This is a genomic window from Stenotrophomonas sp. SKA14, assembly GCF_000158575.1.
In the GTDB taxonomy this organism is placed as follows: Bacteria; Pseudomonadota; Gammaproteobacteria; order Xanthomonadales; family Xanthomonadaceae; genus Stenotrophomonas; species Stenotrophomonas forensis.
The window spans coordinates 1135548-1154600 of the sequence record NZ_DS999412.1 but is presented as its reverse complement, the minus strand read 5'-3'; the positions used below and the strand labels follow the sequence as shown (position 1 = coordinate 1154600).

The 19053-nt window shown below is 67.2% G+C and carries 16 protein-coding genes; 2 read left to right on the top strand and 14 right to left on the bottom strand.

Annotated features, from left to right (window positions below):
• Positions 1-3: 3 nt before the first annotated feature.
• The 3 genes from SSKA14_RS05370 to SSKA14_RS05360 form a co-directional block, all read right to left on the bottom strand.
• Positions 4-444: a response regulator gene (locus SSKA14_RS05370; protein WP_005411057.1), complete on the bottom strand. Its 441-nt coding sequence runs from the start codon at positions 442-444 to the stop codon at positions 4-6.
• A complete protein-coding gene (locus SSKA14_RS05365) occupies positions 441-2258 on the bottom strand; it encodes an ATP-binding protein (RefSeq protein WP_008264823.1) in 1818 nt (605 codons plus the stop codon). The genes SSKA14_RS05370 and SSKA14_RS05365 overlap by 4 nt, the downstream gene beginning before the upstream one ends.
• A 202-nt stretch (positions 2259-2460) precedes the next feature.
• Complete coding sequence (locus SSKA14_RS05360; protein ID WP_006470382.1) at positions 2461-2844, bottom strand: BON domain-containing protein; 384 nt, start codon at positions 2842-2844, stop codon at positions 2461-2463.
• A 171-nt stretch (positions 2845-3015) separates the two neighbouring features.
• Here SSKA14_RS05360 and SSKA14_RS05355 point away from each other — a divergent pair, with 171 nt between their 5' ends.
• Entirely contained in the window at positions 3016-4059 is a 1044-nt protein-coding gene (locus SSKA14_RS05355) for an oxidoreductase (protein WP_008268671.1), read from the top strand.
• Between the two features lie 210 nt (positions 4060-4269).
• Here SSKA14_RS05355 and gnd read toward each other — a convergent pair whose 3' ends face one another.
• The 8 genes from gnd to SSKA14_RS05315 form a co-directional block, all read right to left on the bottom strand.
• Complete coding sequence (gnd, locus tag SSKA14_RS05350; protein ID WP_008264500.1) at positions 4270-5175, bottom strand: phosphogluconate dehydrogenase (NAD(+)-dependent, decarboxylating); 906 nt, start codon at positions 5173-5175, stop codon at positions 4270-4272.
• A gap of 10 nt (positions 5176-5185) precedes the next feature.
• Positions 5186-6418 (bottom strand): hypothetical protein, encoded by a 1233-nt coding sequence (locus tag SSKA14_RS05345; RefSeq protein ID WP_198283597.1) that lies wholly within the window; start codon positions 6416-6418, stop codon positions 5186-5188.
• Positions 6419-6441: 23 nt separating this feature from the next.
• Positions 6442-7041: a DUF2242 domain-containing protein gene (locus tag SSKA14_RS05340; RefSeq protein ID WP_008265692.1), complete on the bottom strand. Its 600-nt coding sequence runs from the start codon at positions 7039-7041 to the stop codon at positions 6442-6444.
• 150 nt (positions 7042-7191) lie between these two features.
• Positions 7192-9369 (bottom strand): carboxy terminal-processing peptidase, encoded by a 2178-nt coding sequence (locus SSKA14_RS05335; RefSeq protein ID WP_008267560.1) that lies wholly within the window; start codon positions 9367-9369, stop codon positions 7192-7194.
• Positions 9370-9651: 282 nt separating this feature from the next.
• On the bottom strand, positions 9652-10662 hold the full coding sequence (lipA, locus tag SSKA14_RS05330; protein WP_008264764.1) for a lipoyl synthase: 1011 nt from the start codon (positions 10660-10662) through the stop codon (positions 9652-9654).
• Positions 10663-10680: 18 nt separating this feature from the next.
• A complete protein-coding gene (lipB, locus tag SSKA14_RS05325) occupies positions 10681-11391 on the bottom strand; it encodes a lipoyl(octanoyl) transferase LipB (protein ID WP_008265965.1) in 711 nt (236 codons plus the stop codon).
• On the bottom strand, positions 11379-11657 hold the full coding sequence (locus SSKA14_RS05320; RefSeq protein WP_005411067.1) for a YbeD family protein: 279 nt from the start codon (positions 11655-11657) through the stop codon (positions 11379-11381). Before SSKA14_RS05320 ends, lipB begins: the two co-directional genes overlap by 13 nt.
• A 170-nt stretch (positions 11658-11827) precedes the next feature.
• Positions 11828-12820: a CsgG/HfaB family protein gene (locus SSKA14_RS05315; RefSeq protein ID WP_008267582.1), complete on the bottom strand. Its 993-nt coding sequence runs from the start codon at positions 12818-12820 to the stop codon at positions 11828-11830.
• 343 nt (positions 12821-13163) lie between these two features.
• Between SSKA14_RS05315 and SSKA14_RS05310 the strand changes: the two genes are divergently transcribed.
• Positions 13164-14237 (top strand): lipid A deacylase LpxR family protein, encoded by a 1074-nt coding sequence (locus SSKA14_RS05310; RefSeq protein ID WP_040007082.1) that lies wholly within the window; start codon positions 13164-13166, stop codon positions 14235-14237.
• A gap of 252 nt (positions 14238-14489) precedes the next feature.
• Here SSKA14_RS05310 and SSKA14_RS05305 read toward each other — a convergent pair whose 3' ends face one another.
• The 3 genes from SSKA14_RS05305 to mltB form a co-directional block, all read right to left on the bottom strand.
• Positions 14490-15710 (bottom strand): D-alanyl-D-alanine carboxypeptidase family protein, encoded by a 1221-nt coding sequence (locus tag SSKA14_RS05305; RefSeq protein ID WP_008264856.1) that lies wholly within the window; start codon positions 15708-15710, stop codon positions 14490-14492.
• Positions 15711-15810: 100 nt separating this feature from the next.
• Positions 15811-17079: a septal ring lytic transglycosylase RlpA family protein gene (locus SSKA14_RS05300; protein WP_040007081.1), complete on the bottom strand. Its 1269-nt coding sequence runs from the start codon at positions 17077-17079 to the stop codon at positions 15811-15813.
• The gene (mltB, locus tag SSKA14_RS05295; RefSeq protein ID WP_040007079.1) at positions 17076-18221 is read right to left on the bottom strand and encodes a lytic murein transglycosylase B; all 1146 of its coding nucleotides are present in this window, start codon (positions 18219-18221) and stop codon (positions 17076-17078) included. The genes SSKA14_RS05300 and mltB overlap by 4 nt, the downstream gene beginning before the upstream one ends.
• Positions 18222-19053 lie beyond the last annotated feature (832 nt).

Sequence of the window (19053 nt, the reverse complement as noted above, 5' to 3'; positions counted from 1 at the left end):
GGCTCACTCGAGTTCCGGTGCCTGGTTGATCAACGCCCAGAACTTGCCCAGCGTCTGCACGGCGCCGAAGAACTGGTCCACATCCACCGGCTTGACCACATAGGCGTTCACGCCCATGTCCCAGCTGCGGGCCAGGTCGCTTTCCTCGCGCGAGGACGACAGGATCACCACCGGCAGGCGCTTGAGTTCTTCGTGCTCGCGGATCTGCCGCAGTACTTCCAGGCCATCCATGCGCGGCATCTTGATGTCCAGCAGCAGCACCGCCGGCAGGCCCTCCTCACGGTTGGCGAAGGCGCCGCGGCGCAGCAGGTAGTCCATCACTTCCACGCCATCCTCGACGTGCACGATGGGGTTGGCCAGACGCGCCTCTTCCAGGGCATCGATCGCCATCTCGGCGTCGGCCGGGCTGTCTTCGGCGAGAAGAATGGTGCGCAGAGTCGTCATGCAGAAGGACCTTGTTTGTCCGCGTCGATCGCGGGAGGCAGGTAGAAGTGGAAGGTGGCGCCGACGTCCGGTTCGGCCTCGGCCCAGATCCGGCCGCCATGGCGGGTCAGCACGCGGCGCACGCTGGCCAGGCCGATGCCGGTTCCGGGGTAGTCACTGGCCTTGTGCAGGCGCTGGAACACGCCGAACAGCTTGCCGGCATAGGCCATGTCGAAGCCTGCACCATTGTCGCTGACCGTGAACTGATGACCGCCATCGGGCTGCTGCTGGTAGTCCACGCGGATCCTTGCCGGCTCGCGGTTACCTGAATACTTCACCGCGTTGCCGAGCAGGTTCAACCAGACCTGGCGGATCATGTTCTCGTCGCCCACCACGATCGGCAGCGGTGCAATGCTCCACTCCACCTGGTGCGCGTGGCCGCTGCTTTCGGCCTCGGCCCGCAGGTTGGAATCGAGCATGGCGCGGGTATCGGCCACCAGCGACTGCATGTCCACGGCCTGCTGGCGCATCGCTGCACGGCCCAGCCGCGAGTAGACCAGCAGGTCGTCGATCAGCGCCGCCATCCGACGTGCCGAGCTGGAGATCACCTCCAGGTAGTGGCGGCTCTTGTCATCGGCCTGCTCACCCAGATGGCGCGACAGCTTGTCCGAGAATCCGGCGACATGGCGCAGCGGCGCGCGCAGGTCGTGCGAGACCGAGTAGCTGAAGGCCTCCAGCTCGCGGTTGACCTCGGACACCTGCGCGACCTTGCCTTCCAGCTGCCGGTTCAGCTCTTCCACGCGCAGCTGCACGGCACGCTGCACCGTTACGTCGCTGACGGTCATCAATACCACTTCGTCATCGGTGTCCGGCAGCGGCATGCGCCGTGCGTTGAGCAGCATGTAGCGCACCATGCCGTCGGCGGCGCGCTGCTCGTGCTCGAAGTCCCACAGTTCGCGGCCGCGCAGCAGCACGTCGGACAGACGCTGGCGCACTACGGGGTCCTGCCAGGCGCCGTCACCGACGGTTTCCAGCAGCAGGCCGTCGGCACGTTCGTCCTCCAGTCCGTACAGCTCGGCGAACGCGGGATTGTGCAGCTGAACGCGCAGTTCGCGATCAAGCAGAACGATCGGCTCGCGCACGGTCTGCAGCACCGATGCCGCGCGCGCAGCCGAACGCAGCGATTGCCGCTCGGCGTGCAGGCGACGGCCAATCTGGCGATGCAGCAGCCACAGCACCAGGCCCAGCAGGGCCAGCTGCACGACCAGCGAGCTCCAGGACACAAACTCGGTCTGTCTGCGCTGCCGGGCCGCCTGTTCTGCACGCAGTGTCAGCAGCTTCTGCTCGCTGGCCTGCAGCTCTTCAACCAGCCCGCGAATGGGGTAGCGCGTGCTCAAGTCCTGCACCAGCCCGCGCTGATCGCTGTTGGGCTCGGACCTGGCCAGCTCGCGGGCCAGCGCCATACGGCCTTCCAGCATCGATTCGATACGGCCGATGCGGATCAGCTGATCGGGATTGTCGCGGGTCATCCGGCCCAGCTCGGCCAGGCGCCCCGGAATTTCGTTCGCGCGCGCCATTCGCTCGCGCAGGCCGGGCGCATCCACGCCCTTGGACAGGGTCAACGCGGCCGATTCGACGTCACGCACGTCCGCCTGCAACTGTTGCAGGGCATTGCCTACGGCCTGGGTGTGGTTGACCCAGGCCATCGCCTGCTCGCTGTCCTGCTGCAGCTTGCGCAGGGTCAACCACGGCACCACGATGATCGCGACGGCCGCCAGCGCCAAGGCCGGCAAACGCCAGCGGTCCCAGATGTCGTCACTGAAAACCAGCGCCATAGTTCCTCGTCAGCACGGCCGCGGAGCACCTGCCGGAACCAGCCCGGCTGCGGCGGAACCGGCAATATAGCGCAGGCGGTCACAACTCTGGGATTCAGGGCGCGGCTGGCTGAACGGGTATGGGGCGTCCCCTTGGTGGAGCCGAGCAGGGCCCGGCTCCAAGGGAACCGCTGGGCGCCCTAACCTGGGGCGCCCATCAGGTTCAGCGCTTGGCAGCGGCGCTGACCTTGAGTGCTGCGGCATCGACGCGGGTCACGCCCTTGATGCCCTTGGCGGTGGTGACCGCCTTGTCCTTCTCGGCCTGGGTCGCTACGGCGCCGCTCAGGCTGACCACGCCGTTCACGGTTTCCACCTTGATTTCAGTGCCCGGAACGTTGCTGCTGGCCAGCAGGTCGGCCTTCACCTTGGTGGTGATCCAGGTATCGGTCACCGGCTCGTTGGAGTCATGCCGATCAGCGTGGGTCGCCGGATGGGTGCTGGTCGGTGGGCTCTTCGCGGCCGGATCCTTGGCGAATGCAGCCGAGGAGGACAGCGCCAGGCCCAAGGTCAGGGCCGAAGCAATCAGCGTGCGGGTGGTATTGCTCATCGTGTCGTACTCCTTCGGGATGTGCTGCCAGTCTGGACAAGCCGCCGTGGAGCAGGCGTGGCGTTGCAGTCATGCCGCTGTGAATCGAAGCGTTTCCAACGGCAACGGTTCAGTTTTGGACGGTGATCGCTGGTCGTTTACCCTGCCCTTTCCCTCTGCCGGAGCTGTGCGATGCGCCCCGACCTGCAACTGGCCCTGATCGGCTACGGCCTCGCTGGCCGGGTCTTCCATGCGCCGCTGATCCAGCACACGCCCGGACTGGTGCTGCACAGCGTCGTCAGTTCGCAGCGCGACACGCTCCTGCGCACGTTCAGCAACGTGCACGTTCGGGCCACGCCAGAGCAGGTCTTCGACGATCCAGCGGTGGATGCGGTGGTGATCGCCACGCCCAACGAACAGCACGCGCCGTTGGCGATCGCCGCGCTGGCGGCGGGCAAGCATGTGCTGGTCGACAAGCCGTTCGCGCTCGACGTCACCGAAGCCAAAGCGATATTGGCCGCGGCGCGCGATGCCGGGCGCATCGCGACCGTGTTCCAGAACCGGCGCTTCGATGCCGACTTCCTCACCCTGCAGTCGCTGCTTGCGCAGGGCACGCTTGGCGAGGTGGCCGAGTGCCATGCGCATTTCGATCGCTACCGGCCGCAGGTGCGCGAGCGCTGGCGCGAACAGGATGGCCCGGGAAGCGGCGTGTGGTACGACCTGGGCCCGCACCTGCTGGACCAGATGCTGGTGCTGTTCGGCTGGCCCGAGGCCATCGACGCCGATCTGGCGGTGCAGCGCGAAGGCGGCAGCGGCATCGATTACTTCCACGCAGTGCTGCACTACCCACGGCATCGCGCGATCGTGCATGCCGGCTCGCTGGTGGCGGCGCCCACACCGCATTTCAGTGTGCATGGCAGCACGGGCAGCTGGATCAAGCACGGCCTGGATGTGCAGGAGGCGCAGCTGCGCCGCGGTGTTGCACCGGGTGCGCCGGGCTGGGGCATCGATCCGCGGCATGGCGAGCTGCTGCGCTGCGATGCCGAGGACAACGTGCAGCGCAGCACCGTCGACAACCTGCCCGGCGATTACCGGCGGCTGTACGCACAGTTCGCGGCGGCAATGCATGGCGATGGCGAGGCGACGGTCAGTGCGGCGCAGGCGCTGCAGCTGATGCGGTTGCTGCAGGCCGGGATGGACAGTGCGCGCGAAGGGCGGCGAATCGCGTTGGGGTGATCGGCAGGGCTGCGCCCTGCACCTGCCGAATCAACGGCAACGTCAACGTCAAAAGCAAGCTATCCGGGGGATGGCGGGGTGGGTCCGGTTGCGGGGGACGCCGTAAACCCATCCCGCCTTCGACAGCTATCCGCGCCCGACGGTAGGTGTCGACCTGGGTCGACACGGATCCACGCCATGCGTGGATCGCGTGATCACGCGTTTTCTCTGTTACGACTTCTTGATGGCGTGGCCGCCGAACTCGTTGCGCATCGCCGACAGCAGGCGGTCGGTGAACGAATTGGATTCGCGCGAGCGCAGGCGTTCCAGCAGCGACAGGGTGATCACCGGTGCCGGCACATCCAGGGCGATCGCTTCGGCCACGGTCCAGCGGCCTTCGCCGGAATCCTCCACGTACGGGGCGATGCCGTCCAGCGACGGATTGCGCTTGAGCGCTTCGGTGCTCAGGTCCAGCAGCCACGAACGCACCACGCTGCCGTGGCGCCACACCTCGGCCACCTGGGCCAGGTCCAGTTCCATCTCCTGCTTGCGCTCCATCAGCGCGAAGCCCTCGGCGTAGGCCTGCATCATTCCGTACTCGATGCCATTGTGGACCATCTTGGTGAAGTGGCCGGCGCCGGACGGACCCACACGGGCCCAGCCGCGATCTTCGGCCGGGGCCAGCGTGCGCAGCAGCGGCGCGATCTGCTCCACCACCGTGGCATCGCCGCCGACCATCAGGCTGTAGCCTTCCTGCAGGCCCCACACGCCACCGCTGGTGCCGCAGTCGACGTAACCCAGATCGTCCTCGGCCAGCGCCTTGGCGCGGCGGATCGAGTCCTGGTAGTTGGAGTTGCCACCGTCGATGACGATGTCACCCTCGGCCAGGTGTGGGGTCAGTTGGCCCAGGGTCTGGTCGACGGTCTCGCCGGCCGGCACCATCAGCCACACCACGCGCGGCACTGGCAGCGCAGCGACGGCAGCGGCCAGCGAATCCACCACTTCCAGGCCGGCTTCGGCGGCACGCTGGCGGGCACCCTCGCCCGGGTCGTAGCCGACCACGCGGTGGCCGCCGCGATGCAGGCGCTGGGCCATGTTGGCACCCATGCGGCCGAGGCCGATCATTGCAATATCCATTGTTTCACCTTCAGTTGGGGTCTAGGGTCAGGCTGCCTGGCCTGCCGGTGGCCGCGCAGTGGCGCAGTTGCGCCTCGCGCCAACGCCGGTAGAGCGTGGTATGCAGATTGTGCACCGCCAGGTCGATCGAAAACGGCGTTCGTGGGTTGCGATCAAGCAGGCGGGCGACGTGGTAGCCGATGGGACGTATACCGCGCGGGTGCACATAGATCACGAACTGCTGGTAGAACGGATCGTCCAGCAGCTGGTCCATGCGTGCCAGCGTGTCGTGGTAGCGCGGTTCCAGCCGTGCGCGCAGGTCCGGGTCGCGCTCGAACAGCAGGCGCTCAAAGTAGCGCTGGCCAAGGCGCGGGATGTCCTGCGCGAGTTTCCACAGCTCGACATTGCGCTGGTCGTACCAGGCCAGCCCGCCGTGCAGGGCCAGCGCCTGCGCAGCGCCCTCGCCCACCTCGACCACCACGAAGTTCTCGGCCTGGTTGCTCAGATCGTCCAGCGTGCCCTTGTCGTACACATGTTCGATGAAACCCGGCACGCCGACGAACGCCTGCCGCCCCATCATCGATGTGCGCACGGCCTTGCCATCGGCGAAGAAATCACCTGCGCTTGCACCCAGCAGGATGCTGTCGGTGTCATGCAGCGCCAGGAACGTACCAATCGACAGTTCCGCGGGCTTGAACCCGGTATCGAACGCAGCATCGCCATACAGCTCGCGCTGCGTGGCCAGCTGCGCGACCTGACGGCCGACGCCACATTCGGCACGCACGCTGCCGCTGTAGAACGTCTGCAATGCACGGCTGTTGCCGGCGCTGGGCACGTAACCTCGGCCGAAACTGCGTGTGCGCTGCCACCCTTGCGAGGGTGCACCGCGCAGGCCGAAGCCGATCCAGCCCAGCTGCGGGCCGGAAAAACGGAACGTGGGATTGTCCTGCAATGCGGTCGCCGCACGTTGCGTGGCGGCGCCCAGTTCGAACGCATAGGCGCAGACCGTGGCCGGGTCATCCAGCAGTTGCCGCAGTTGTGCCTGTCGGGCCGCAGCGGGCATTGCGGCCGGCCACTGCACGCGCAGATCGCCCGCCGCCTGCGCCTCGGCCAACGTGGCGCGCGTGCACACGGCACCGCCGTGCACCTGCGGCGTGGCCACCGCCGCCTCTTCGAAGCGCCAGCCCAGCCGCTGCAGCAGGCCCTGTGTGCAGTCGACAGGCGTGGCCGCCGTCCCCAGCACGGGCACCAGCAGCAGGGCCATGCCGATCAACCTGCCGCGCACGCTCACCCCTGGCCCGTGCTGGCCGGTGCAGGTTCCGGAGTCGCAGGTACGGGCGAAGCAGGCGGCGCGGGCGTGGCTGTGTCCGCAGGCAGGTACTGCTGCAGGCGCTGGAAGAAACGACGATAGAACTCGGCATCGGTGACCGTACTGCTGGCCACTTTCACCAGCGAATCATCATTGCTGCCGAACGGCAGCGATACCGAACCCAAGGCACCCACGCCCACGCTGGCCGACGTCGGGCTCTTCTTCAGCGCGTAGCGGTCCTGCACCGCGCTGACGAACACCAGCGTCTGGCTGCCACGCGGCGCGCAGGAGATGCGCAGTACCAGCTGCTCGTGGTCGTCGTCGCGGGGCTGGAAATTCTTGTTGCCCTCCACCTGTGCCTCGTCCGAGCGGGCAATGGCATAGCCCTGGCTGAGCAGGGTCCGCCGCGCCGCTTCGCAGGCGTCGCCGGGACGGCCATCGACGGTGCGCGAGAAGGTGTCGCCGGAATCAAAGGATTCACGCAGCAGGGTGCTGTCGGCGGCGCGGCCACCACAGGCCGACAGGAACAGGGCGCTGGCAAGGGCGACGGCAGCGCTGGAAAGACGGGAGGCCCGCATGGGTACTCCTGCGAGGACGGTACCGCCAAGCGTAGTCCTGTGGCCGTGTGTGGCAGGTCGACATGACAGCCCGCGTTGTTCCCGGTTCATGCACGGAAAAGCAGAGGGGCCGGCAATGCCGGCCCCTCGGGTATACGCGCGCTTGGCGGATCAGTCGGCCCAACGACCTGCGCCGGTGGACTGCGGCAGTACCTGCGCCGACAGCGGGCGGTCGTTGGCCAGCAGGTTCACCGCATCGGCCAGGATCGAGGCCGACTCGCGCAGCAGCGGGTCCGGACGCTTCTCGGCGGCCTTCTCGCGCGCAGCATCCTTGACGATGTCGCGCTCGTTGCCGGTCAGGCCGTCGTCGCTGCTGTCATCGGCCAGCGGGTCCAGGGCCAGGCCCAGTTCCTTGCGCTGCACCTGGCGTTCCTTGCGCTGGGCATCCTGGCGCTCGCGTTCGGCGCGGCGGGTCGCCTCGTTCAACGAGATGTACTTCTTTGCCGCTTCGGTGCGGAACTGCTGCACGTCCTCGTTCCACCACTGGAATTCCTTGTCGGTGGCGATGCGTGCGTCGTGACGGGTTTCCAGCTTCGGCAGCAGCGGTGCGAAGTTGCCGTACTGGGTGTGCGGCACGGCGGCGATGCGGGTCCACGGCAATGCGTTGTCGTAGGTGCTTTCGCCGAACTCGGTGGCATCGACGCTGGCCGGGAAGGCCAGGTCCGGCACCACGCCCTTGTGCTGGGTGCTGCTGCCGCTGATGCGGAAGAACTGGGCAATGGTCAGCTTGACCTGGCCGAAGCGCTGGGTCTCGCCGCTCGGCCAACGATCGAGGTCGACGATGTTCTGCACGGTGCCCTTGCCGAAGCTGGTCTCACCGATCACCAGGCCACGACCGTAGTCCTGGATGGCGCCGGCGAAGATTTCCGAGGCCGAGGCCGAACCGCGGTTGATCAGCACCGCCAGCGGGCCGTCCCAGGCCACGCCCTGGTTGCGGTCGCTGTTGACGGTGACGCGGCCACCGGACTCACGCACCTGCACCACCGGGCCCTGTTCGATGAACAGGCCGGTCAGTTCGATGGCCTCATCCAGCGAACCACCGCCGTTGTTGCGCAGGTCCAGCACCACGCCGTCCAGTTTGTCGTTCTTGAAACCGGCCAGCAGCTTGGCCACGTCGCGGGTGGCCGAGGCGTAGTCGGCGGCATTGCGGCGGCGGCCTTCGAAGTCCTGGTAGAAGGTCGGCAGCTTGATCACGCCGACCTTCCGTGCCGGCTCACCGTTGGCGGCCGGAATGGTCATGGTCTCGCCCTTGGCGGCCTGTTCGGCCAAGCGCACCTTCTGCCGGGTCAGCACCAGGGTGTGGTGCTTGCCGTCAGCGCCTTCCGCGGCCGGAATGAATTCCAGCTTGACCTGGGTGTCCTTGGCGCCGCGGATCTTGGCCACGACATCATCGATGCGCCAGCCGATCACGTCCTCGACCAGGCCGGACTTGCCCTGGCCGACGCCGACGATGCGGTCACCCGGCTTCAGCGTGCCATCCACCGCGGCCGGACCACCGGCGATGATCTCGCGGATCACCACCACGTCGTCCTGGCGCTGCAGCTGCGCGCCGATACCTTCCAGCGACAGCGACATCGCCTGGTTGAAGTTCTCGGCAGTGCGCGGGGTGAAGTAATCCGTGTGCGGATCAACCGCGCTGGTGTACGAGTTCATGAAGAACTGGAAGACGTCTTCGCCCTTCAGTTCATTGACCGACTTCTCCAGCGTCGCATAGCGCTTGTCCAGCGTCTTGCGGATGTCGTCCGGCTTCTTGCCGGCCAGCTTCAGCCGCAGCCAATCGTTCTTGACCGACTTGCGCCACAGCTCATCCAGCTCGGCGCTGCTGGCCGCCCACGGCACCTTCTTGCGGTCGTATTCGAAACGCTCGTCGGTGGTGAAGTCCGGCTCCTGCTTGAGCAGCTTGCGCGCGTAGGCCACGCGCTCGCCCACGCGCTGCTTGTAGACGGCGAACACCTGGAACGCCGGCTCCAGCTCGCCGCCACGGATGGCCGAAGATATATTGGCTTCGAACGGCGCGAAGCGCGCCACGTCGGCCTGGGTGAAGTACTGCTTGCCGCCGTCCAGCGTCTCCAGGTAGCGCTTGAACACGTCCTTGGAGGTGGCCTCGTCCAGCGCACGCGGGCGGTAGGCGTAGCGGCTGTCGGACAACAGGCCGTACACCAGCTTGGAGGTGGTCACCTGATCGGCGGTGGCCGCCGCGGGCAATGCGGGCGAGTCGGCCTTGGCCGCCAGCGCCAGCGGCGCGACCAGCGCCAGGGCCATCAGGAATGCGGGGGCTTTGAATTTCATTGACGTGCTCGAAGGCGCCTTGCCAAGGGGGAGACTGCAGGGTGTTCAGACACCACGACAGTGCCGAAAGTTGCCGGGTTTGTCACCCGGCCGCGCTCGGTGGAAAACCAGCCTAGCGGGGCCGGTGTAGCAAATTGTGAATGCAGGCGAAGGCGGGACCGAGCCCTTGCTCGGCAGGCCACCAGCAAGCAGCCGAGCATGGGCTCGGCTCTACAGCAGGCAAAGGCGTGCGAACCAAGGTTCGCACCCACCGAAGGCGGCGGGCCGCGCCCGCCTGGGTCGTCAGGAGACCCCTGCGCCCTTGGCCTGCACGTCGGCGTGGTACGACGAACGCACCATCGGGCCGGAGGCCACGTGGCTGAAGCCCAGCTCGTAGCCGTAGTCTTCCAGCGCCTTGTAGTCCTCGGGGGTCCAGTACTTCAGAACCGGGTGGTGGTGCGCGGTCGGCTGCAGGTACTGGCCGATGGTGATCATGTCCACGTCATGCGCGCGCAGGTCACGCATGGTGGCCTTGATCTGCTCGAACTCCTCGCCCAGGCCCAGCATGATGCCGCTCTTGGTCGGCACCTCCGGGTGCTGCGCCTTGAAGTTCTTCAGCAGGTTCAGCGACCACTGGTAATCGGCGCCCGGGCGCACGTTGCGGTACAGGTCCGGCACGGTCTCGATGTTGTGGTTGAACACATCCGGCGGGTTCTGCGCCAGGATCTCCAGCGCGCGCTCCATGCGGCCCTTGCCGCGGAAATCGGGGGTCAGCACTTCAATGCGGGTACCCGGCGACTTCTCGCGGATGGCGCTGATGCAGTCGACGAAATGCTGGGCACCGCCGTCGCGCAGGTCATCGCGATCGACACTGGTCACCACCACGTACTTCAGGCCCATGTCGGCCACGGTCTGGCCCAGGCTGGCCGGCTCGTTGGCATCCGGCGGCTTCGGGCGGCCGTGCGCCACGTCGCAGAACGAGCAGCGGCGGGTGCAGACCTCGCCAAGGATCATGAAGGTGGCCGTGCCGTGGCCGAAGCATTCGTGGATGTTCGGGCAGCTGGCCTCCTCGCACACGGTCACCAGGCGGTTCTCGCGCAGCTTGGCCTTCAGGTTCTGCACGGCATTGCCCGAGGGAATGCGCACGCGGATCCAGGACGGCTTGCGCAGCACCGGCGCATCGGCGAACTGCACCGGCGAACGGTTGATCTTGTCACCGCCCAGCTGCTTGACCCCGGCCTGCAACGGCGCGGCGGACGGAGAGTCGCCCTGCACGATCTGCAGGGGAATGGAACGGGCGGTGGTTTCAGTCATGGCAGTTCCGGGGGGCGGTCAGGCGGCCGCAGAAAGATCGGGCAGTTCGGGCGTGTGCTGCAGCAGCAGGCCGAACTGGCGGGCCAGGTGGTCCAGCAGCACCGGCTTGACGGCCTCCATCCCGGAGGGCCCGCCCAAGTCTACTACCGATGTCACCTGCAACCCCTGATAGCCACAGGGGTTGATGCGGTGGAAGGGTTCCAGGTCCATGGACACGTTGAAGGCCAGGCCATGGAAGGTACAGCCGCGGCGCACGCGGATGCCGAGCGCGGCGATCTTGGCGCCGCCGACGTAAACGCCCGGGGCACCCTCGCGGCGTTCGGCACCGATGTTCCACTCGGCCAGGGTATCGATGAGGGCCTGCTCGATGCGGCAGACATAGTCGCGCACACCAATGCCCAGCCGCGGCAGGCGCAGCAACGGATAGACCACGATCTGGCCGGGGCCGTGATAGGTCACCTGGCCGCCGCGGTCCACATGCAGCACCGGGATCTCGCCCGGCGCCAGCACATGCTCGTCCTTGCCGGCCTGGCCCAGGGTGAACACCGGATCGTGCTCGACCACCCACAGCTCGTCGGCGTCGGCGTCGCTGCGCTGGTCGGTGAAGCGCTGCATGGCGCGCCACACCGGTTCATAGGCCTGGCGGCCGAGGTCACGGACCACCGCCGGACGCGGCGCGCGGTCTTCCGGGGCGGCTTCGGCCAGGCAGCTGTCGGCTACAGCGTCCACTTCACTTCCGGGTGGTCGCGCAGCGCCTGGTGCGCCAGGTCGTACTGCTCGCGGCTCTCGGCCTTGAACACGATGCGGACGGACACGTACTTGCCGTTGGACGAATGCTTCCAGCTGATGCGTTCGTTCACCACATCGATGCCGGCAGCCAGCAGCAGACGGGGAAGCTCATGCTCCAGGCCGCGGTTGGCCGGGCCCATGGCGCTGAGCTCGAACTGGCCGGGGAACTGGAAGCCGTGGTCGGGGTTGTCGGACTTGATTTCCATGCCCCCCATTATCGGGCCGCAGGGCAACAAACCCAAGAGTATTCATCAAAGTCAAAGGCGGCACCGGCGAGCCGCTGCGTTGCAGCGGGGCCGCGCCCCTGGCAGGGCCGTCCACGAAGGCCGGCCCCGGCAGGCGGCGCGTGCCGGCGCGGGGCCGGCACGCAGGCGGCTTACTTGGCCGTTTCCATCAGGGTGGAATTGACCCAGCCCTTGTTGCCCATTTCGTCTTCCACTTCCCACATGGTGCCTTCCTTGACGCCGGTGGGGTACAGCAGCATGCCCGGCTCCAGCGAGCGCACCGGTGCGCCGGTGCCCTTGGCATTGGCCAGCAGGCGACCGGCCTTGAGCATGGTTACCGCCTGGCCGGAGTTGGCCGCCGAGGCATTGGCCGGCAGGCCGCCCAGCTCGGCCACCATGTTGGTGTAGGCCTGCAGGTAGGCCAGGGTGATCACCTGGCCGATTTCGGTGTTGGCATAGCCGCCCACGCCCATCGCGCCGATGCCGCCACCGCCGAACAGGCCGCCACCGGCGCCCCAGCCCAGGTCGGTCTTCTTGGAGTTGCCCTCGACGATGGCCACCTGCTCGGAGGAGCGCACGTCGGTGAGGGTGAGGGTCACGTCCGCGGTCTTGCTGCGGAAGTTCAGGCCGCTGACCACCGCGCCGGCCTTGCCGCCGATCAGGCCGCCCAGCAGGCCACCGATGGCGTTGCCGCCAGCGTTGCTGTTCTGCGAGATCAGGTCCGGCACCAGCACGTAGTCGGCGGCGCGGATCTGGCCCTTGCCGATGTTGGAGCGGCCGCGCAGCTGGCCTTCGCTGGCCAGCGCACGCTCGGCCTGGGCGGCGGCCATGCCGACGCCACGGTCCACCAGGGTGAAGCACTTGGACTTGTTGACGAAGACCTTGATCAGCTTCGAAGGCGCCGGCAGCTGCTGCCCGGTCCACCAGTTCACCACGTCTTCCGGCTCGATCACCGAGATGGAACCCAGCGGCTTGGTGCAGACGGGAATCTCGGCCTGGCCCTTCTTGCTCTGCTCCTGGGCAGAGGTGCGGCTGTTGGCGAAGCTGTCGCGCAGACCGGCCGACGCCGGGGCACTGACGCCCAACAGGCCGGCACCCAGCAGCGCGCAGGCCAGCACAGGGGCGAGCGAATTCGATTTGTTCATATGAGTCATCCAGCACTTCGCCGTCGGCGAAGCACAATCCATGGGTTGAGAAAGGGTCTGGGACCTGAATCCTTTGGTGGCGCCTCCCCAGGCGCCGGCGCAGAGGATAGGGCATGCAGGGACCCAACCACAACCGCAGCTGACTGGAAGTGCGGATGACGACAGACTTGGCCAACCCGGGCGATGGCGCCAGCCGGCGGGCCGGCCCCGACTCCACGTATCACATTGTGTCGGTTGGACAATGTTGTTTTCGGAACAGACAAGTGAGCGGCAGGTGGTCGTTTCGGGGCGGCCCTGGGGGTACCGTGTCGCGGCTGAAAACGACAAAAGAATCCGCGCCCCGATGAGCCCCCCTTCCCAACGCCGCCTTGCAGCCCTCGGGCTGTCCGGCCTGCTTGCCGCTGCCCTCCCCCTTGCCGCCCAGGCCGCCGAACGATGCGGCCCGGATGCGATGCGCGACCACCCGCCCCAGGTCAACATCCGCGTCGACAACGACCTGTTCGGTGGCCGCCACCAGGACCAGGGCTACACCAACGGCGCCCAGCTGACCCTGGTCTCGCCGAACCTGGTCGACTACACCGACGACCCCTGCCTGCCGCGCATGGCGCGCTGGGTGAACCAGTACCTGGAAGGCCTGCACCCGGGCAGGTTCGAGCAGCAGAACATGATCTTCAGTATCGGCCAGGGCATCTTCACCCCGACCGATCCCGCCCGCCGCGACCTGATCAAGGATGATCGACCGTATGCCGGCGTGCTGATCGCCAGCTTCGGCTTCAACGCGCGCAGCGGCGACCGCCTGCAGACCACGCAGCTGACGCTGGGCGTGGTCGGTCCGTGGGCACAGGGCAAGCAGGTGCAGGATGCGGTGCACAACATCCTCAATGACAAGAAGTTCGAGGGCTGGGACAACCAGCTGCACAACGAACCGCTGTTCATGCTGACCCACGAGCGCATGCGCCGCTGGCCGGCCGATGCCAGCGTCAATGCCGGCGGCTGGGGCTGGGATGCGATCAGCCACTATGGCGGTGCGATCGGCAACCTGGAAACCAAGGCCAATGCCGGTGGTGAAGTGCGTTTCGGCTGGAAGCTGCCCGATGATTTCGGCAGCACACCGCTGCGTCCGGCCGGCGAGAACACGGCGCCGACACGCGGCGGCCGTCCCAGCGGCTGGTCGTGGCATTTGTTCGCGACCACCGACGCGGCGTGGGTGATCCGCGACATCACCCTGGACGGCAACACGTTCCGCAGCAGCCACAGCGTGGACAAGCGCCACGTGGTGGCCCAGGGCGGTTATGGCATCGCGGTGATGCGCGGACGTTGGAAGTTCGCGGTCGCGCGCTACCACAGCACCCGCGAGTTCTACGGCCAGCGCCAGTCGCCGGTGTTCGGCAGCTTCACCATCAGCCGCTCGCTGTAAGCGAGGGGGTGATGGTGAAGCGGGTAGGTGCCGACCGTTGGTCGGCACACCGGTTTGCTTCGCTCGCTGTAAGCGAGGGGGGGATGGTAGTGCCGGCCGCTGGCCGGCTGCTGGCATATCCGGATGGAGTGATGAGGAGCCGGCCAGCGGCCGGCACTACCTGCATCCGGATGGGCTCATGCGGCGCCGGCATCCGGAAACAGAAAAGGCCGGCTTTCGCCGGCCTTTTCGTTCATCACGCCGCGGCGTGGATCATTCCGATTCCCACCACATCCAGAAGCTGTCCCACAGGCGCTTGAAGAAGCCGGCCTGCTCGACGGCGGCCACCGCCACCAGCGGTGCTTCGGCGATGACCTTGCCATCCAGGGTGACCTTCACGGTACCGACCTGCTGGCCGGCGGTGAACGGTGCTTCCAGGGTCTTGGGCACATCGATGCTCGGCTTCAGGTCGTTGTAGCGGCCGCGCGGCACGCTGACCAGCATCGGCTGGGCCACGCCCAGCTGCACCTTGTCGGTGGTGCCCTTCCAGACCTTGTGCTCGGCCACGGCCTTGCCCGGCTCGTACAGGCGGTGGGTCTCGAAGAAGCGGAAGCCCCAGTTCAACAGGGCCAGGCTGTCGTCGGCGCGCTGCTTTTCCGACGCGCCACCCAGCACCACGGCGATCAGGCGCTGGTCACCACGTTGGGCCGAGCTCATCAGGCAGTAACCGGCCTCGGAGGTGTGGCCGGTCTTGATGCCATCGACGCTGCCATCGCGCCACAGCAGCAGGTTGCGGTTCGGCTGCTTGATGTTGCCGACCTGGAATTCCTTGATCTTGTTGTACGCGTAGGTTTCCGGGTAGTCGCGCACCATCGCGCGGCCCAGCAGCGCCAGGTCGTAGGCGGTGCTGTGGTGGCCCTGCGCGGTCAGGCCGTGGGCGTTGACGAAGTGCGAGTCCTTCATGCCGATCTTGGCGGCGTAGCTGTTCATCAGCGACGCAAAGGCTTCTTCACTGCCGGCCACGTGCTCGGCCAGGGCGATCGCGGCGTCGTTGCCGGACTGGATCGCCATGCCCTTTTCCATGTCTTCCAGGCGCGCGGTCTGGTTGACCGGGAAGCCGCTGTAGCTGCCATCGGTACCGGCGCCACCTTCGCGCCAGGCGCGCTCGCTCATCATCACCTGGTCATCCGCACGGACCTTGCCGTTCTTGACCTCGGCGGCGATCACGTAGGACGTCATCACCTTGGTGATGCTGGCCGGGGCCAGCTGCTCGTGGACGTTTTCGCCGGCCAGCACCTGGCCGGTGGCGTAGTCCATCAGCACCCAGGCCTTGGACACGCTCGGCGCCGGGGCCGGCGGAGTGGCGACAGTGGCCGGGGCAGCAGCGGCGGCGGCAGGCGCCGGCGTAGCCGGAGTCGGCAGCGGCGTCTGGGCGGAAGCCAGGCCCACCACCAGGGTGGCGGCCAGGGCAGTGGCGGCGGAACGGAAATTCATTGGACAGCAGGCTCCAGGGGACGGCCGGGAATGGAGGGTGGAACGTAACGGCCATTGTAAGGCCGGGGGAGCACGGGCCGGCAGCACCGGCCCGGGCGGTTCAATCCTTGACGATCTGCGGCGACCCCAGGCCCAGACCGGCGATGCGGCCGACAAGTTCCGCGGCACTGGCATGGTCGCTGGCGGGTACGCGCAGGCGGAACAGCGTGCGGCCACCGGCCGCGATGTCGCTGATGGTGGCGCCGACGATGCCTGCGGCATTGAGCTGGCCCATCGCGCGGTTGGCGTTGTCGCGGTTGGAGAAGCTGGCGACCTGCACCATCACCGCGCCGACCACCTGCTGCGACAGGCTGGGCGCCGTCGGGGCGGGACGCACCGGGGCCGGCGCAGCCGCACGCGGTGCCGCGCTGGCCACTGCAACCGGGGCCGGTGCGGTGCTGCGCACCGGCAGTGCGCTCGGCGGCAGGCTGCTGACCGCCACGTCCGGCGCGGTGCTGGCTACGCCCTGGGTGGTGGCCGGCTGGCCACGTGCAGGCATGCCGTCGGCCGGCAGACGCTGGACCAGGCGATCGATGTCGCTGTCGGCGGTGGCCCGCGCCGCCGGTGCCGGTCGTGCACTGGCCACGGCGCTGGCGGCGGCCGCTTCGGCGGCGCGGCGCTCGCGGCGCGACGGCTTCTGCGCCAGCAGATTGCTCTCGCCCGGCTGCAGCGCGCGCACCTCGACATTGCCGGTGCCGCGCTGGGTGATGCCCAGGCGCACGGCGGCGGCATAGCTCAGGTCAACCACGCGGCCATCATGGAACGGCCCCCGGTCGTTGACGCGCACGATCACCGACTCGCCGTTGTCGAGGTTGGTCACGCGGGCGAAGCTGGGCAGTGGCAGCGTCTTGTGCGCGGCAGTGAACTGGTACATGTCGTAGACCTCGCGGTTGGAGGTCAGGCGGCCATGGAACTTGGCGCCGTAGTACGACGCGGTGCCACGCTCGACGTAGTTACGGGTGTCGTCAAGCACGTTGTACGACTTTCCCAGCACCACGTACGGCGACTTGTTGCCGATCGCCGAGCGTTCCTCGGCGGTCACTTCCGGCTCGGGAATGCAGGCCACGTTGGGAATGTAGTCCGGCGTGCTGTCGCGCACGCCCGGCTTGTACAGGCCACCGGCGGTGTAGTTGCCGCGGGTACTCAGGTCTTCCTTGGCCGCTGCATACGGCGAACCGTCGGGGCAATGCGCCGGGCGCGAGCCGCGCCCCTGCACCAGCGTGCCGCTGGACTTGCCACCATGGCCGGCCGTGGCCGGCTTCTTCGGCGCGCTGCTGCAGGCCGCCAGCGCGAGGACGATCAAGCCTGGGGCCAACCATCTGATGTTCATGCCGGGGGCAGCTCCTGTCCGGCGATGGCCTGGGACAACTGGAACACGGCCATCGCGTACATCTTCGAGAGGTTGTAGCGGGTGATCGCGTAGTAGTTCTGGAAGCCCAGCCAGTACTGCTTGCCGGCGCTGCCTTCAAGCGTGATCGGCGTGGCGGTGGCGCCCGGCTGTACCGGCGCGCTCGGCCGGTAGCCACGCTGCGCCAGGTCGGCCAGCGACCAGGTGGGCATCCACTCGGTCGGGTTGAACTCCTCGCGCCCCGGCGCCAGCGTGGCCGGAACGGCGACCTGGCCGCCCCGCACCCAGCCGCCCTTCTTCACGAAGTAGTTGGCGATGGACGAGAACACGTCGTCATAGCTGTTGAACAGGTCACGGCGGCCATCGCCATTGCCGTCCACCGCGTAATCGAGATAGCTGGACGGCATGAACTGGCCCATGCCCATCGCACCGGCGTAGCTGCCCTTGAGCGTGGTGATGTCCAGCTTCTCTTCGCGGCCGAGTTCGAACAGCTTGGCCAGCTCATCGCGGAAGAACAGCTCGCGGCGCACTTCGCGTTCCAGCTTGGCCGGATCGCCGCTGCGCGGGTAATAGAACGCGAGCGTGTACAGCGCATCCAGCACGCGATGGCTGCCGGCATTCTTGCCGTAACTGGTTTCCACGCCGATGATCGCCACGATCACTTCGGCCGGCACGCCGGTGCGCTGCTGCACGCGATCAAGCTCGGCGCGATGCTGCGCCAGGAACGCGCGGCCGCCATCGATGCGCGCCTTGCTGATGAACATCGGCCGGTACTCGTTCCACGGCTTGACCCGTTCGGCCGGGCGCGACATGGCGGCGATGATCGGCTGGCGCACCTGCGCCTGGTCGAGCACGCTGCTGATCTGCTCCGGCTTCAGGCCATAGCGCTTGGCGGTATCGGCAATGAAGCGGGCCCGCGCGACCTCGAACGGCACCGGGGTGAGATCGACCGGCGGCGCGGTGGCCGCAGTGGCTTCGGGCGCGGCCTCGGCCGGGCCATGGGCCTTGCTGGCGGGCTGGCGCGGCGTACTGCTGGCCTGGGGCGAAGACGGTGGGGACTTCGGCTGGGTCGCGCAGGCGACCAGGCCGAGGGTGAGCATGCAGGCCAGAGTGCGTCGAATCATCGTCGCAGGTTAGCAGGTCATGGATGAATTAAAACCCCTAACACCATGAATCACAACGATTTGCCCGCGTTCAGCGGGAAATGTGAAGACGTCGTGATCGACCCGCCCCATTCAGATAGAGGTTGCCGGTTGCGTCCCCATCCCCGCAGACGCAACCGGCGACCGGATCCGGTCGGTACCTGCGCGGCTGCCGCTCCCCAGTGGCAGTGCCCCGCGCTCCCTGTACCCGTTGGATCAGTACTGCTTCCCGCCCGACGCCCCCTCGCGCTGCAACGATTGACGGCGCGCCGTGCCGAACGGGCCGCCATTGTGCAGGCCGATTACGACAAGTCCATTGATCAGGATCAACGCAGCGTAAAAGTGTGAACCGGATAACATTTTTTATGGACTTCGGTCAGTGCCACTGCAGCTGCGGGCTGCTGTGAGAACGCTTCCACAACGGGCGTTGCGCAGAGTCAGGAAATTTCCAGCCAACGGCGCAGCCCCTCGTGGGTGGGGTTGGTCGCTGAAAGCAAAAGCTGCGAGTGGGTCGGTCGGGTCGAGTACGCGGGGGACGCCGTGAATCCGTCCCTGGAGGCTTGGCAGCCGCATCCATGCGGCTGACACCCCCGCGTACCCAACCCGACCGCCCTCTGACAGATTTCGGTGGCCTGCCACCCACGGAGAAGAAAAGAAGATCAAAAGCGGGTCGCGCGCTGCGCTTGCTCGTGAGCCGAGCACGGCTTGGCTCTACACAAGGCAATGAAGCGATCCGCCAGGCCGCTTTTGCTTTTGATCTTCTTTTTCTTTTTCGTGGGTGGACGCGCCCGAAAACTGTCAGGGGGCGGGCGCG